A 15,191-nucleotide genomic window follows, 5' to 3' on the forward strand; every position below is an offset into this window, starting at 1 on the left:
CTTATTAGGTGGTTCTTATGCAAAGTAGTGCTGGGCACTCTACACCTAAATGTAGGAGGCCACCATGCTGGCAAAAATCTAGAGTGCATCGTCGGTTATTTATGGATCGCAGTTATTACTCATCCCCACCAGACAACTGCCAAGGCTCAATCCCAGCATCCCTAAGCTGTTGCCGTAGCCGCTCGTTTTCCTCACGGAGTAGGTCAGGCTCTGCATAAGCATCACCTAAGGATTCCAAAGTAGACTGTAGGGCCGCGTTCTGATCTTTTAGAAGCTGGTTATAGTCTTCTTCAGTACGCTGGACACAAAAGGCAGAATCAAATCGTCTAGCAAGAGTTTCATTGGTTAGGGCAATGACCAAAGATAAGGCCTGTTTATTGCCCTTGCTGCATTCATAAACCCAGTAGGCTGATACCACTTCTAATGGCAAGGCATTAAACCGCGTACTACCCCGCTTCCCTTGGATGCCCTCAGCTTCAATAGTGTCGGGCGTATAATCCTTACCTAGCAGGGCTTTAGACCCCTTTGCACCTAAAAAGCGTCGGGCGTTAATTTCAGGCTTACCGATGATTTCGGCTGCTTGGGTCTGGCTCATGCGATAGGTACCGTCTGGCAGCATAAACCCATCTACGGTTAGTTTCCCTATCTGGATCGAGGAGCGGGTGGCTTTGGCTGATTCACTCATGATTTAGCTACCTTCCATCTTGCGCGTCCATTTTTATCCTCTACTGGTTCCCTTGTCAGAAAACATCAGCCTCACGCTCAATCTTTAAAGTACTGAAACATATTTTATAGATCGTATGTACTCTTATCTTAGCTTTTGGGGAACTCTACATAAATATGTAGGAGTCCACAATGCTGGCAAGAATCTGGAGTGCATCGTTAGTTGGCATTGATGCTCTAAAAGTCGGTGTGGAGGTGGACCTGTCGGGTGGTTTGCCCGGTGTTGTCGTGGTAGGTTTGCCCGATACCGCTGTACAAGAATCACGGGAGCGGGTGAAAGCAGCGCTGAAAAATGCCGGATTTCCGTTTCCTATGCGTAAGGTGGTGGTCAACCTGACACCGGCAGATGTACGCAAAGAAGGCCCGATTTACGACTTACCCATTGCCATTGGCATCTTGGCAGCAGCAGATCTGGTTAGCCAGGAAAATTTAGATCGTTATCTACTATTGGGTGAATTATCTCTAGACGGCACCCTGCGGCCTGTGGCGGGCGTCATGGCCATGGCAGCGGCCGCACCTCAGCTAGGCATTAATGGCCTGATTGTGCCCGAGGATAATGCTCAAGAAGCAGCGGTTGTCCCTGACCTGGAAGTCTATGGGTTTAAGACCATTGCCGATGTAGTGGAGTTTTTGAATAACCCGAGCGATCGCACCCCCCTCACCATTAACGGCTGTGAAGCCTTAGCCCAGGCCCAGCCTCACGCAGTCGACTTACGCGACGTCAAAGGACAAGCCCAAGCTCGACGGGCACTCGAAATAGCAGCCGCAGGCGGCCATAACCTTATTTTCGTGGGGCCACCAGGCAGTGGCAAAACGATGCTGGCCCGACGACTCTCCACCATTTTGCCCCCCCTCAACTTTCAAGAAGCCCTGGAGGTGACCCAAATCCACTCGGTGGCAGGCCTCCTAAAAGAGAAAGGCTCATTAGTAACAGAACGCCCCTTTCGTAGTCCCCATCATTCGGCATCAGGGCCGTCACTCGTGGGTGGAGGCACATTTCCCAAGCCAGGAGAAATCTCTTTAGCCCATCGTGGCATTCTCTTTTTAGATGAATTAACAGAATTCAATCGTAAAGTCTTAGAGTTTTTACGACAACCTCTAGAAGATGGCTATGTCAGTATTGCGAGGACAAGACAATCGGTCGAATTTCCCGCGCAGTTTACCCTGGTAGCCAGTACAAATCCCTGTCCCTGCGGATTCTTTGGCGATACTGTTCAACCCTGTACCTGCACACCCCGCAGTCGTGAACAATATTGGGCAAAGTTGTCGGGACCGCTGATGGATCGAATTGACCTGCAAGTTGTCGTCAGTCGACTAAAGCCAGAAGAGATTACGGCCCATAATCCTGGAGAACCTTCGGAGCCAGTACGACAGCGGGTAGAGCTGGCACGTCAGCGAGCCCAAGCCAGGTTTGTTAATGAGCCCAAACTACAATGCAATGCAGACTTAGAAAGTCGCCATTTGCGCCAATGGTGTCAGCTGGATGAGGCCTCGCGCACCTTAATAGAAACAGCGGTGAGAAAATTAGGATTATCAGCTCGGGCAACTGACCGTATTCTCAAGGTCGCGCGTACCATTGCTGATCTAGCTGCTGTGGACAACTTACAAACGGCCCACATTGCCGAGGCAATCCAGTATCGTACGATTGACCGCATGCAATAAATAATGATAATGCGATGGAACTTGTTGATACCCTTCATCGACAAGTTCTACTAAATCACGACCAAGCAAGTTATTCTGATGTGGCTGACCTCAAATGTCTTTTATACAGGACATTTAGAATAATAAAATCTCGTAATCAGATTGGGAGTTTAGGGGAATATATGGCCATTGATACGGCAAAAATTCAATCAGCCTTGCATAGCTTTGTCAGCGGTACAAGTGAAATTGAAGGTGCTGCCTTGGTTACGCCGGATGGGTTGCCATTGGTAACGGTGTTACCCAGCCATATGGATGAAGAGCGAGTATCAGCCATGTCTGCAGCCTTGCTTTCTTTGGGTGAACGCATTGGTAGCGAACTGATGCGAGGGGGTATTAGCCAGATTGCGATTGATGGGGACGATGGCTATTGCCTGTTAAGCAGCTGTAGTGAAGAAGCCATTTTCTTAGTGTTGGCAACTCGCATGGTCAAAAAAGGGATTTTGAACCTGGAAGTCAGACGGATTGTGGCTGAGGTTCAACTACTGTTGAGCTAGTCATACCAAAGCCGAATTCCTCAACCCCAATTCAAAATGGATAATTCTGTAGGGGTATCCCCTTGTGGGTGCCCTTCGATATGAGACGCTAGGCGCATTGCCCCTCATAAACAACAAAATCAACGGTCAAATCTAACGCCTGTTCCCTGAACAATTCAGGGTGAGATAAACCTTGTCCACGTCCAGAACTGACGTTTTGCCGTGGGAGAAACTACAGGTTTCAACTTGGACGTGGTTTATGCTGTTAAAATAGCGCAACGTTATGCCGTATCGTCGCTATCGTGCAGCATGTCCGTCAATGGTTATCTATCAGATTTTTCACTGCCAGAAGTTTTTCAACTTTTGCAGGATGGTAAAAAGACGGGACTCCTTTCCATTCAGGGGCTAGCATCTCCTGCTCAAATGCAGCCCAAATATTATTTCATCTGGCTTCACCGTGGACGTATTGTCACCGTGACCAATCGATTAGATAGCCGTGGTCTAGCTGCCCTAATTGGCAAGCGACGCTATTTAAACGTGGCCATGATTGAGCGTTTAATTCGGCGTTGTCCGCCCGATGAACCCTTAGGCCGGTTTCTACGGACCCAAGGCGTACTGACTACAAAACAACTACAGATTTTGTTTGCATCTCAGGTCATTCGCCAGATTTGTGACTTGTTTCAAGTTCCTGACGGCTACTTTGTCTTTGATCCTGAAGCTCCCATACCCAAAGTGGAAATGACCGGTTTGAGTGTGGTTGCTACCGAAGTAATTTTGCCAGGATTGAGGATTTTGAAGGATTGGGACGCTTTTAAAGATAAATTCCCCCATCCCAAATCAGCCTTGGTAAGTTTGATTCGGGGTCAACCCCATATCCGGATTAACCAGTCAGAGTGGAGTGTCTGGCGACTGATGGACGAAAAAATTACCCTGAGTCAGATTGCGAGACATCTGAGTTTACCCATCGAAGAGGTGCAGCGGATTGCGTTTCGTCTAATCTTTGTGGGTCTGGCGGAGGAGGTTCCCAGAATGTTATCGGAACCCCCTGTAGATCTGCCAGAATCCCTGTTTTCAGCTGATGCCACTGAGGCCGAAAAGCTGAGTCCTAGCTTTTTTCGTAATTTAATTAGCTTTTTGCGTCAGGTACCTAAATCATCATGATCGACATGTCAGGGGTAAACGATGTTATGCTAAGGACTGACTCGGATCTATGCGATCACAACGCCCAAATCTTGTCAGGACCGGAAGGTAGCAGCAATACGGGATGCTTGCGATAGGCGTAGTCTCCGGGTCTCCTCTGTTTTTGACAGGATTTTCCACTCGATCAGGTACGGCTATCCGACAGTCAGACCCGCTACACACTGTCGTATTCCACTGCTAAAACGGAAAGTATGAGGTGAATGTTCGCCCAATGGGGTGAACATTCACCCGATATCGTTAGAGGAGCATAGACTGTGGCAGACTTTGGCCAGTTAGTGCAAAAAGCATTTTATCTAGGTGTGGGCTTAGCTTCCTATGCCTCTGAAAAAGCGGGTGATGGATTTAGCGATTTGCGGCAGCAGGCCCAAAAGCTAGTGGATGAGTTGGTAGAGCGTGGTGAAATTACCGCCGATGAAGCTCAAAAGATAGTGAATGATATGGTAGATCGTGCTCAGAGTGCTAGTGCGACTCCGACGGATTCATCTACCCAGCCGACTGACACGGCTCCCCGCAAAATAGAAATTATTGAAGATACCGAGCCTGACGATCGGGCTGCAACTGACGCCCTGCGCAAGGAGATTGAAGACCTTCAGGCTGAGCTACAGCGATTGAAGGATGAAGAGGGCGAATAGATGGATATGGATGACTGGTTCAAGCAACTCCAGGAAGAGCTGCAAACGGCGGTTCATGACACCCTAGAGCAGACTGAGCAGATTCTCGATGGGCTCGCGGAGCAGGCGGTAGAAGCCATTAGCCCCGTTTTGGATGTAGCGGATGAGATTGCTGATGAACTAGCGGAACAGGTCGTAGAGAATATTTCCCCACCCTTTGCCCAGGCATTAGACGATTTAGAAGCTCAGGTAGACCCATGGGTGGGTTCGGTGGTGACGTGGTGTGAGCAAACCATGGCTCCGGTGCATCAGACCCTGACCCCCTGGCTACAGAACCATCCGAAATGTGCTGGCTGTTCTTATTACCATGGTGAGAGCTATGGGGGTGAGATGTTAGTGTGTGCCTTACATCCCACCGGCCCTGAGGAGTATGACTCATGCCCAGACTGGGATAGCGTTTGGCCCAAACCTGAGGATTAGTTTTGAACAAATATTGTGTGGGGACGTTCCATGGAACGTCCCCACACAATATTTATTTTTCAAGTAGTGGGTAAAAATGGCCGACGGGGCCTTGACCGTTACCGATGCGGAGTGAATAGCTAAGTGCTTTGGTCACATAGTCCTTAGCGTGCTTCGCAGCGTCCAGGGGACTATGCCCCAGGGACAGATTGGCAGCGATCGCAGCAGAAAGCGTACATCCAGTCCCGTGGGTATCTGTGGTATCAATGCAACGAGTGGTGAGCTGAGTGAGTGTGGTGCCGTCATACCAGACGTCAACGCCTCGGAGTTCGCCATCAAACCCACCTCCTTTAATCATCACTGCATTAGCCCCCAGACCCTGGATAGTCTGGGCAGCAGCTTTCATGTCGTCTAGGGTACTAATGGACTGGCCACTCAGGATTTGAGCTTCGTAGCGGTTGGGAGTGAGGACAGTGGCTAGGGGGATGAGGTGCTGACGAAGTGCTGCGATCGCATCGTCAGCAATCAACTGCGCACCTGTCCGCGACACCATAACGGGATCAATCACACAATCCACGGATTCTAGACCCTGCAAATAACCCGCCACTGCCTCAATGATCGACTGATTAAGCAACATGCCCGTTTTTAGAGCCTGAATGCCAATATCGCTGACCACGGCCTCAATTTGAGCAATCACCGATTCAGGAGCCAGGGCATCCACCCGAGAGACCCCCTGGGTATTTTGTGCAGTGATACAGGTGAGCGCACTGGTCCCATGTACCGCATGGAATGAAAACGTCCGCAAATCGGCCTGGATACCCGCACCGCCACCACTATCAGAACCAGCAATGGTCAAAGCCACTGGTGGATTATGAACCATAAGAAGCCAATCCCTACCGTGATTGACGTCGCCGCTGCAGGAAATCTGGAATATCCAGATCAGGAGAAACGCTGGGTCGATTAGTCGGCGACGGCGGTGGTGGTGGCGGCAGATCAGATGGAGTGGAACCAATCGATGATGGACGTTTTAGCGGCGCAATCCGTGATGGGGCTGTCGCTGCAGCACTACTACCGCCAAATTCAGACATTGCATTAAATCCGGTCGCAATGACCGTAATCCGGACCTCTCCCTGCATCCGCTCGTCAATCACAGCACCAAAGATAATGTTGGCGTTGGGATCAACCGCTTCGTAAATAATCTCTGCAGCCGCATTCACCTCATGCAAGGTCAAATCATTGCCACCTGTGATATTAAGAACTGCTCCTGAAGCACCGTCAATCGAGGTCTCTAGCAATGGAGAGGAGATGGCAGCAATGGCCGCCTCACGGGCACGGGACTTACCAGAACCAACACCAATCCCCATCAGAGCAGAGCCAGCGTCAGCCATCACGGCCCGCACATCCGCAAAGTCAACGTTGACTAAACCAGAAATAGTAATGATGTCTGAAATACCTTGGACCCCTTGGCGCAAAATATCATCGGCAAAGCGAAACGCCTCTTGCACCGGAGTTTGCTCTGAAATCACCGACAACAGTTTGTCGTTAGGAATGATAATCAGCGTATCGACACATTCCTGCAAGGCCATGATCCCTTCTTCAGCCTGGGATGTACGACGACGGCCCTCAAAGGTAAAAGGACGAGTGACAACACCAATAGTGAGTGCACCAGCTTCTTTGGCAGCTTCAGCGACGACGGGGGCAGCGCCAGTGCCGGTACCACCACCCATACCAGCCGTAATAAAAACGAGATCGGCCCCTTCTATAGCCGTGGAAATTTCATCCCGTGATTCTTCTGCAGCCTTTTGACCAATGGCAGGATTACCACCGGCACCCAATCCACGGGTTAGCTTTTGACCCAGCTGTAGCGGATGGGAGTCATTGACCTTGGTCAGGGCCTGGGCATCCGTGTTGAGTGCCCAAAACTCAATACCGGCTACTCCACTATCAATCATGCGGTTCACTGCATTACAGCCACCGCCACCGACGCCAACAACCTTGATCCTCGCCATACTCCCCGGCACAATGTCATTTCCCATAGCCGCATTGCCTAATGCAGTTTCATTACGATGATTATTATTCATATCAGACATGTTGAGACCCAAGCCCGAATTTCCGTGAGAATTTTGTGATTTAGACATAGGGCGAGTGTATACGAGGTATCAGCAAGCGATTGACCCAATCAGTCACAGAACACACGCAACTGCCGCAAAAGGTAAGGACTAACTATATAGCAATTACAATCTCGACAGGGTAAATCTCTATGACTGACGGAGTGAGCCAGCAGTCCAATGATGCAGAGAAAGCTTGAAATACGCTTCCAGAGGAGTCTACAGAGATACTTGAAGATTAGTTTCAAACACGCTGACGCATATTCTAGTCAACTATACGGGAAGCTGCTTAAAAAACCAATAAAACTTACCGATTAATTCAAGAATTGGATCGGTTAAGAATACCTGTTCAAAATAAGCATACACATCATCTGTATTCAGCCCCCAAGAGCACCCTGATCACCATCAACTAAGTATCAATATCTAAGGGCGCAGATTACTGCTGCAGAATGCATGTAGCGATCTGAGGATGACCTTTAGATCTGTGTTTCCTTAGGGAGATGGAGTCGTTGTTGCTTGCAATATTTCTAAAGTGGGATTATCGGGATTGCGCAGGTCAATGAAGGCGATTTCTTCGATATCCATCTTGGCATTCAAATTTCGCATTCGATCAAGGGCGGCGAGCTGATTAGAGAAGTTTTGTCCATAGGAACCGATGTGCACGGTGCCCAGTTCTGTATGCAGGATCAGGTTGGTAGGATCCCGCCAGTCTATTTTGGGGATAGCGACGGGTGTTTTTTGTAATGCCTGATAGATATCTGGCCAATCTTTTTGATAAGCGGGCCGCATGCCCTGGACCCGTAGTTTCGGTTCTTGGGAGCCTAGCTTGGTAAAGCTGTTGTAAGGCATCCAGTAGCCGTTAGCATCCAGTAATCCGATTTGAGCAAAGCTTTGGGGCTCATCATCTAAGGATTTGATAGCGATATCGGTATTGGGTAGTGCGATCGCAACCGGTGTGCGCTCCTGAATCCGAATATTCAGCCCCGGTGGCAACAGTCGTCGCCGCACGATGGCATCGGCAATGGGTCCCTTAGCAATCAGGGTATTTTCCAAATCCAGCGGATGGAGCCTCAAAAGAGACTGGGGATAGTCGATAGCCAGGAGCTCATGGATCTCCTCAGCAGGCAGGAGACGATGACCACTGATCGTGATTTGCTCAGCAGACTGCAACTGCCAACGGCTGGATGTCGCCACGCTCAAACAGCCCACGGTGAGTCCAATCATTGCCCCTTGTCGCCAGAGCTGCTGCCAGAAAAGCTTATTACGCCTACTCTTAAGATTTTTACGACGCGCTGTCAGATTTTCTTTGGAGAACTCGGTAATGTCTGGCATGGCGAGTGGGTGCGGGTTTAATGGTGTCAGAGTGCCAGGGGGGATTCTGTATCAGTTAAGTGGAAGTGTCTATTTAAGCATCCAGACTTCCCGATGGAGGCAGTATTCTGACACTTCTTTGGAAAAAAGGGAACTCAAACTTTGTCCACGTTCAGCCCTGGGGCGTTGCAGTAGCAGAAACTATAGGCTTCAACGGGGACGTGGCTGATCCGGAAAACTTCACTAACCTTCTACTGATGCCGGGTCAACGCTTTCTAGCGTTTTCACCAAAAAAATATGCCACTGTTTTGCCATGTCGGTATCTGTAAATGGAATGTGTGGCTGATCGCCATCTTCTAAATTGAGTTGGATAACGGCTTCGCTTTTCTTAGCGATACCTTTAACGCCTGAGGTAAAGGTATCGTCTCCTTTAAGCAATAGATCAATGCTCCGAATACTACCGAGCTGAGCCGTTTTTAGATTAATCACGCCCTGGCGCGTCGGTAATCCCCAGGTGAGTGTACGGCCCGATTGCCCTAAAGCTGCGTAGATATCGTACTTGGCTCGTTCAAACTGATTGGCCCACTCCTTATAGGTTTCGACCTTTTGGTACTCATTCCAGCCAGCCCATGTAATCCAAACAAAGAAGATCAGTAGAGGGAGCCAAAGTAAGCCGTGCACCATAGGTATTGCCGTTGCTGAACAGGGATCGATTTGTGGGCGCTGTAACCCATCTAGATTCTAAATGAGGACCCATACCGAGGTTCAGTAATTCCTGAGTATTTATGATCGAATTGTAAAGTCTTGCAACGAGGTTGTCGTTGAGAATACAGCTTGATGAAAGATGATTACAAGGTTTGTACTTAGTTTGCGTTTGCGCTAAGTCAGATCTCAAGCTTTCAAATCCATACTATTTCTGAGAGGAGACGGTAAATTGTTTTACTTACCTTCTTTATTGGCGGTGACCCCTAGTACAGTTGAGTGGAGCCCTAAGGTTGCACTCGTCATGATTATTTGTAATATTCTTGCGATCGCGCTCGGCAACTACGGCATCAAGCATAAGAATGTAGGCCTTAGTTTACCCTCCCCCGAGTTTTTCGGTGGTATGGGACATGGAGCAATGTTAGCGTGCACCAGTCTTGGTCATGTGATCGGAATCGGTGCCATCATCGGCTTGGCCTCCATCGGTGTTCTCTAGCGCCAGCTAAAACCACAATCTATCAATTTTTGAGTTATCTGGCTCCGCTAGCTAGATAACTCGTTTTTAAGTGTTCTTAAAAAGATTTCACTCAAAAACTTTGCATTGTCATTAGAAGCTGGAGGCTTTAGGCTCCAGCTTTTTTATTTTGACATCGCATGGCGGCGGCTCAATATCATGTCCTCTAGACCTGGGAGATGATGGCAACATCTAATACGAAATCCTGACTAGTAGCGCCCGATATCGAGGGCACCCACAAGGGGATGCCCCTACGGAATTGTCCATTTTGAATCGGGGTTAAGGAATTCGGATTTGGTACAACACTTTTGGCAGAGCGGTCATGCTTACAATCCAAACAAGCTCCATATGTCTTGTTAGCCAATAACCGCTTGTAGCCGTTTGCGAAATTCTCCTTTAGGATGACCACCTTTGACCTCGCCTAAAACCTTAAAGTCCCCTTCTGGTTCTTCACAGACAAGATACGTGGGCCAACCCATGTCTGCCTTGTCAGGGTATTGAGAAAGTAGCACCTGGCGATATTTTCGATAGGTGACCGTGTCCTGCATTTTGATATCCACAAATGTCAGACCCAGTTCATCCGCCACCTTTGCATCGTAAAAGGACATTTTGTGGCAGATACCGCAGTCTTCCGAGGAGAACTTTAGAACAGCTTTAGGCATAACGGATTCCTATGGGACAAAACGTAGGGGGTAGTGCTTAAGAATTCAAAACTCAAACCTTTTCATTAATTCTAAAACCTTCCTGCTCCTTGCTCTCGCATAAACCGACCCAACACTGGCAAGACTGGACAAGGTTCCCCCTCCTGCAGATTATCGGGATTGCTCCAGGCAAAAGGAGCTTGTTTGGCGGCACTCATCCATAGCAGGCGTTTGGCACGGGTCATAGCAACGTAGAGCAGGCGAAATTCTTCAGCTTTTTTGAGGTCGTTGGCACGGTGCCAGGCATTAGAGATATCAGGGATGACCGTGTTGCCGTGAACATAGGCACGAATTTGGGCACGAGCGACGTCAGGAAGCGAAGCAGGGCCGAGAAATTCGGTTTGCGGTGGAATCCAGGATTCGCCAGGTATGAGTTTGGCGTGGAGAAAGGGAAGAAAGACAACATCCCAATCCAACCCTTTAGCTTTATGCATCGTGATGATGGTGAGCTGCCCTGGTCTTGTGTACTGGGCTTCGGCATCTTCTGCCTCAATGGCATCAAAGCGTTCAGCGCTGACGATTTCTTGGAGTGCGCCGATCATGGTGCTGAGGGTACTATCTTCTGAAGTCTGCTGGGCGATACGGGCGGCTAGCTTGTCAGCAGTGGCTAGTTCGCTTTGGTTATAGCTGAGGGTGGTACCCAGAAAGGGAATCAGGTGATAAGGAGGGAGGTTGAATCTAGCTCTGAGTAGACTATTGCAGTAATGACGAGCACTCAGGGCGGATTCAGTCGTGAGGGGTGGATCGAGGGGGCCGGGATAGAGAAACTGTTCGGGATTGGTAGCAAGGGGGTTGAGGTCCTGCGTGGGGATGCGCTGGCGATCGACAAGGACCCTCAATGCACTTTTGAGATAGTCGGGGGAATGGGGACGTTCAATAAACTGCAGGAGTCGCAGCATTTCCAGAGGCACTTGGGTATTGCGATCGCGACTGCCCACATCATAAATTTTCAGCCCAGTGGTCTCGGCAAAATCAAACCCCAACCGGTCAGGAGCTTCTAAAATTTCTCTAAGAAATCGACCCTGACGGTTTTCCCTGACTAGGACCGCCAGGGTAGGTGGTTGGAGACGTTCACCCGATGGAGCGTTGTCTTGCGCTTGCTTCCATTCATCCATCAGGTCTCTTACCCGCTGACCAATATGTTTTACAGAAGCCGTAATGTCAGCGGGTTTGATCAGCTCTACCCCTTGCCCCAAGGGAGCTGGATTCGCATTGGGTTGTGGATCATTAGGCGGGACCGGCAAAATGGCCTGGGCACGAAACGGAGGTTCTTGACTCGGGAATTGCTGGTTGACCCATTGCAGCAGGTAATTGGCCGCATCCATAATTTTCTGGCTGCTGCGTCCGGCTTGAGCAATTGTGGCCAGATGATGGGGACGGTTGGCATCACAGAACTGATTAAAAAAGACCGGATCGGCAGGGGTAAACGTGGAGTTGATAGCCTGGTTGGGGTCGCCAACACGCACAAGATTCTCTCCCCTAACCCCTGCTGCCATCAGGGGTGACTCCTCCTCACCATCAGGATGGGACAGAGGAGATGCAGCCAGTTTCTCCAATAACCGCGTCTGTAACGGCGATGAATCCTGTGCCTCATCCTCAAACACAGCAAAAATCTGGGTTTGCCAACGACGACAGATATCTGGATCGTCTAAGGCCTTCAGCGCCGCCAAGATCATGTCATCGTAATCAATCAGCCCTCGCTGGCTGAGCAATAGGCGGTACTGCTCATAGAGTCCAGCCGCGACCTCCAATAGCTGATAAATATTGGGTGGACCCTGTTGACCAATACCGCTCAGATCTGTCGGTCGCAGGCCAGAGCTTTTGGCTTCGTGGATAGCAGTATAAGCCAGGGCCGGGAGGACTTCGGTCCGCAGCACCGACTGTCGCCGTAGCCGCTCAGTTTCTTCTCCGTCAAAGCTCTGACCTTCGACCAGACGGTGATATAGCTCTGGCTGATCATGAATCCAGGCTTCGACGGCTGTACGGATCAGGCGGTTGCCTTGGTTTGGGGAGACGAGGGTGGTGGTATCGAGGTTGATGCCAGAGACTTCAGGATTATGGGTGGCGATATTGAGAGCCAGTCCATGGAGGGTTTGGACCAGGAAGCTATTGTAGGGGAGCTTCAGATCTTTGAGATGTTGGCGGACTTTGACTTTCAGGTTAGCAGCTGCTGAACGAGTAAAGGTAACAAGGACGAGCTGTTTGCGAGCGTGGAGTTGGAAGTTGGCAATTGCGATCGCAGCCCCAGCCGCCATGCCCGTAGATTTCCCTGATCCTGGCACAGCAGATACCGCCAGTGGCCCACCACGCCAATCAGCCAGACGACGTTGGCCAGGGCGCAGACTATCGCGCAATGTCTGCAATTGTGCAGTGCGATCAGGTATGGTCATTAATGCAGTTCAGAACCCTCCAGCCCATAGGTTACTGCACTCTTTAGAGTAAATACCGCTGAATCCATATTACTGTTGCAGATTCAGACCAAGATTCCGCAACAGCTGACCTTTCCCCCTCTACAATTATGCCTAGACACCCTTAGGCGCTGACCATGATGAATCTTTCCCAACGTATGATTGCTATCTTAGGCAGCGTTATGTTTGGCATGGGGTTACTATTTACCGCCATTAGTTTGATTCCCAATCGCGAGGTTTCTGGCGTAGCAGCGATACTAATGGGTGGCGGTGTGGGGCTGATTACGATGGCATCTAGGGAGTAGACCAATGAATGGAAAACAGTTAAAACCTCGCCAGCCCACGGGGCAGAAGTCGCCCATGCAGAAGTCGCCGGTTAAAACTCAATACACTGACAATAGACGCTATGCCATTGGCAAAGGGATTGGTCTATGTTTTGTCGCGTTTATGCTGATTTTTTTTGCCAGTAATAATTCTGGACGGTTAATCGGCTCCTCAGAACCGATCATAGATTCTCATCCAGGGCAATTTGCCACCTATTTTTTCGCAGGTTTTGCCGGCATTTGCGGTCTAGACCTGATTCGCCGAAGTTAATCAAAAATAGATGTTGGAGAGACGTTCCATGGAACGTCTGTACATCCAGAATTTGGAAATTAATTGATTTTGATTCCTTAGAGTTTAATGACTTCAAAATGATCGATGTCTCGGTGGGGGAAAGGATGGACGCCCACCTGGGTGACGATTAGGTCTCCCCTGTGGTCTTCTATTGCCATTGTTGCCACCGCCTGCAAGCTGCCTTTGAAAACTCTCATCGGGAGTTCCTTGGACACAGCGAGGAATAAAGGGAAACATTTCGGTAATGTAATAGTGATAAATCCCGTCTGGATGTTCAGGAGTGACACCAAAGCGGCCGTTACATTCGTCCAGGTCACCGAGACCAGCTATGTATTCAAAGTCTTGGACAAAGGTGCCATCATAGGGACCGCCAGGACCGTTGGGGCGCTGCCCCGTTTTGAGTCGATAGCTGCTTTGTAACTTGATGAGGCGACTAGTGGAGGAGTTGGCGTCCCTATAGCCGTATTGACCATAGATGGGAAAGCCATCAGCGGCGTATCCAACGAGGGTCATGGATGTGCCCTGGAGGAGTCCTATGGGGAGACCGTGATAGTGGTAGGAGCCAGTGGGCTGGACGTGGGCATTGTGCTGATCAAGGCCGAGATTGATATTGCCGGAGAGGGCGTCATAGTTCCAGCCAGAGCTGCGATCGCGGTTCCAATATTCAGCAGTGCCTGGCTCAAAAGGAACACCGTTGAGGGCGATGCCAAAAACAGGTCTGATGGGAGTGCTGTTGCCGGATAGCTGGGGTGTCAGGGTAACTCGGAAGAGATGATTTTGGGCGGAGATAGTATTGGGGTTACCTTGGTTGGGGAAGGTGCCTGGGGTGTGGTCTGGGATACCGTTGGCGTAGATGTAGCGATAGCCGTCGCGTTCTTCGAATCTGACTTGGTTGATTAGGTTGGTCTGACTGAGGCGGATGGTATCTGGTTGGGAGGGCTCCAGGACCATGGTTTGGAGGAGGGCCTGGGTGAAGTTGGGAATGGTGCTGGTGTGGTGTAGTGTGGTACCAAGCGTAGGTGATGGGTGCTCGTGCTCCGTTGAGTGGCTAATGTTATGAGCCAGGGTGCTATCTGCTATGCATCCTAGTAAAGCTAGGGAACATGCCAACTGCCAACCTAAGGTTACTGTTTTCATGGAGCCACTCTCTTGATCTGTTGAGGTCTACTGGCTTCAATATTCCCGTCAGGATTCAAGACCATACTCTGATGATGCAGACTATGGTCTGACAGCGTTGGTTCTTAGAGTCGAGTTTAGGAGTCTTGGTATGGTTAGAATGTGTTGTCTCGTAGGAGGATGCGATCGCGCCACTTTTGAGCCTTGGGACTATCCAAATCCATCAGCACATCGCAGATACTATTCGCCACCTTTGTATACTCAGAACGATTTTTCACGGCTGCATCCAGAGCGATCAAGATATCAGTGGGACTATACTCCTTGATAACAGTCTTGAACATCGTTGTTAGGCTTTGCTGAGTTGTTATGGACATTGGTTAAATCTCCCAATTTTCCTTTTTATAGTCTGCCCTACGGTTGAGGCGTTTTCTCTGCTGCTATTTTCAGGACACTTAAACCGAGTATTAAAAACAAGGCCCCACGACTGGAACCTCAGCGTGCCCAGTCATAGGGAAATGATTCGGTTATCGTAGTTTCTCTTAACAAAGT

At 49.7% G+C, this 15,191-nt stretch carries 17 protein-coding genes and 1 other RNA gene; 9 read left to right on the forward strand and 9 right to left on the reverse strand.

Features of this window, described 5'->3' with window-relative positions; all coding sequences use genetic code 11:
- Positions 1-115: 115 nt before the first annotated feature.
- Positions 116-685 carry a hypothetical protein gene (locus IXB50_RS01710; RefSeq protein WP_215607213.1) on the reverse strand — a complete coding sequence of 190 codons (570 nt, stop codon included), beginning with the start codon at positions 683-685 and terminating at the stop codon, positions 116-118.
- Between the two features lie 170 nt (positions 686-855).
- Between IXB50_RS01710 and IXB50_RS01715 the strand changes: the two genes are divergently transcribed.
- The 6 genes from IXB50_RS01715 to IXB50_RS01740 all read left to right on the forward strand — a co-directional run bounded on the left by IXB50_RS01715 (position 856) and on the right by IXB50_RS01740 (position 5,188).
- Positions 856-2,385, forward strand: coding sequence for a YifB family Mg chelatase-like AAA ATPase (locus IXB50_RS01715; RefSeq protein WP_215607214.1), 1,530 nt, complete (start codon positions 856-858; stop codon positions 2,383-2,385).
- Positions 2,386-2,546: 161 nt separating this feature from the next.
- Positions 2,547-2,918 (forward strand): roadblock/LC7 domain-containing protein, encoded by a 372-nt coding sequence (locus IXB50_RS01720; RefSeq protein WP_215607215.1) that lies wholly within the window; start codon positions 2,547-2,549, stop codon positions 2,916-2,918.
- A 288-nt stretch (positions 2,919-3,206) separates the two neighbouring features.
- Positions 3,207-4,058: a DUF4388 domain-containing protein gene (locus IXB50_RS01725; RefSeq protein ID WP_215607216.1), complete on the forward strand. Its 852-nt coding sequence runs from the start codon at positions 3,207-3,209 to the stop codon at positions 4,056-4,058.
- A 38-nt stretch (positions 4,059-4,096) separates the two neighbouring features.
- Positions 4,097-4,193, forward strand: an RNA gene (ffs, locus tag IXB50_RS01730) — signal recognition particle sRNA small type.
- Positions 4,194-4,351: 158 nt separating this feature from the next.
- Positions 4,352-4,729 (forward strand): phasin family protein, encoded by a 378-nt coding sequence (locus IXB50_RS01735; RefSeq protein WP_215607217.1) that lies wholly within the window; start codon positions 4,352-4,354, stop codon positions 4,727-4,729.
- Positions 4,730-5,188, forward strand: a complete 459-nt coding sequence (locus IXB50_RS01740; protein ID WP_215607218.1) for a hypothetical protein — start codon at positions 4,730-4,732, stop codon at positions 5,186-5,188.
- Between the two features lie 52 nt (positions 5,189-5,240).
- Here IXB50_RS01740 and thiD read toward each other — a convergent pair whose 3' ends face one another.
- From thiD to IXB50_RS01760, 4 genes are all read right to left on the reverse strand, one after another.
- The gene (gene thiD, locus IXB50_RS01745; protein ID WP_215607219.1) at positions 5,241-6,047 is read right to left on the reverse strand and encodes a bifunctional hydroxymethylpyrimidine kinase/phosphomethylpyrimidine kinase; all 807 of its coding nucleotides are present in this window, start codon (positions 6,045-6,047) and stop codon (positions 5,241-5,243) included.
- Positions 6,048-6,060: 13 nt separating this feature from the next.
- The gene (gene ftsZ / locus IXB50_RS01750) at positions 6,061-7,248 is read right to left on the reverse strand and encodes a cell division protein FtsZ (protein ID WP_215607417.1); all 1,188 of its coding nucleotides are present in this window, start codon (positions 7,246-7,248) and stop codon (positions 6,061-6,063) included.
- Positions 7,249-7,767: 519 nt separating this feature from the next.
- The gene (locus IXB50_RS01755; RefSeq protein ID WP_215607220.1) at positions 7,768-8,607 is read right to left on the reverse strand and encodes a cell division protein FtsQ/DivIB; all 840 of its coding nucleotides are present in this window, start codon (positions 8,605-8,607) and stop codon (positions 7,768-7,770) included.
- A gap of 222 nt (positions 8,608-8,829) precedes the next feature.
- Positions 8,830-9,270, reverse strand: a complete 441-nt coding sequence (locus IXB50_RS01760) for a hypothetical protein (protein WP_215607221.1) — start codon at positions 9,268-9,270, stop codon at positions 8,830-8,832.
- Between the two features lie 277 nt (positions 9,271-9,547).
- Here IXB50_RS01760 and psaK point away from each other — a divergent pair, with 277 nt between their 5' ends.
- Entirely contained in the window at positions 9,548-9,784 is a 237-nt protein-coding gene (psaK, locus tag IXB50_RS01765) for a photosystem I reaction center subunit PsaK (protein WP_326520701.1), read from the forward strand.
- A gap of 374 nt (positions 9,785-10,158) precedes the next feature.
- On the opposite strand, the gene IXB50_RS01770 is transcribed toward psaK, so the two are convergent.
- Entirely contained in the window at positions 10,159-10,464 is a 306-nt protein-coding gene (locus IXB50_RS01770) for a thioredoxin family protein (RefSeq protein WP_215607223.1), read from the reverse strand.
- A gap of 71 nt (positions 10,465-10,535) precedes the next feature.
- Positions 10,536-12,893 carry an ATP-dependent helicase gene (locus IXB50_RS01775; protein WP_215607224.1) on the reverse strand — a complete coding sequence of 786 codons (2,358 nt, stop codon included), beginning with the start codon at positions 12,891-12,893 and terminating at the stop codon, positions 10,536-10,538.
- A gap of 155 nt (positions 12,894-13,048) precedes the next feature.
- On the opposite strand from IXB50_RS01775, the gene IXB50_RS01780 reads away from it, so the two are divergent.
- On the forward strand, positions 13,049-13,216 hold the full coding sequence (locus IXB50_RS01780) for a hypothetical protein (protein WP_215607225.1): 168 nt from the start codon (positions 13,049-13,051) through the stop codon (positions 13,214-13,216).
- Positions 13,217-13,220: 4 nt separating this feature from the next.
- Positions 13,221-13,505: a hypothetical protein gene (locus IXB50_RS01785; protein ID WP_215607226.1), complete on the forward strand. Its 285-nt coding sequence runs from the start codon at positions 13,221-13,223 to the stop codon at positions 13,503-13,505.
- Positions 13,506-13,598: 93 nt separating this feature from the next.
- Here the strand turns inward: IXB50_RS01785 and IXB50_RS01790 are convergent, their stop codons facing one another.
- Complete coding sequence (locus tag IXB50_RS01790; RefSeq protein WP_246564037.1) at positions 13,599-14,663, reverse strand: YHYH protein; 1,065 nt, start codon at positions 14,661-14,663, stop codon at positions 13,599-13,601.
- Between the two features lie 134 nt (positions 14,664-14,797).
- Entirely contained in the window at positions 14,798-15,016 is a 219-nt protein-coding gene (locus IXB50_RS01795) for a hypothetical protein (RefSeq protein ID WP_215607227.1), read from the reverse strand.
- Positions 15,017-15,191: the final 175 nt, after the last annotated feature.

The organism is Leptothoe spongobia TAU-MAC 1115 (genome assembly GCF_018739885.1).
Taxonomy (GTDB): Bacteria; Cyanobacteriota; Cyanobacteriia; order Phormidesmidales; family Phormidesmidaceae; genus Leptothoe; species Leptothoe spongobia.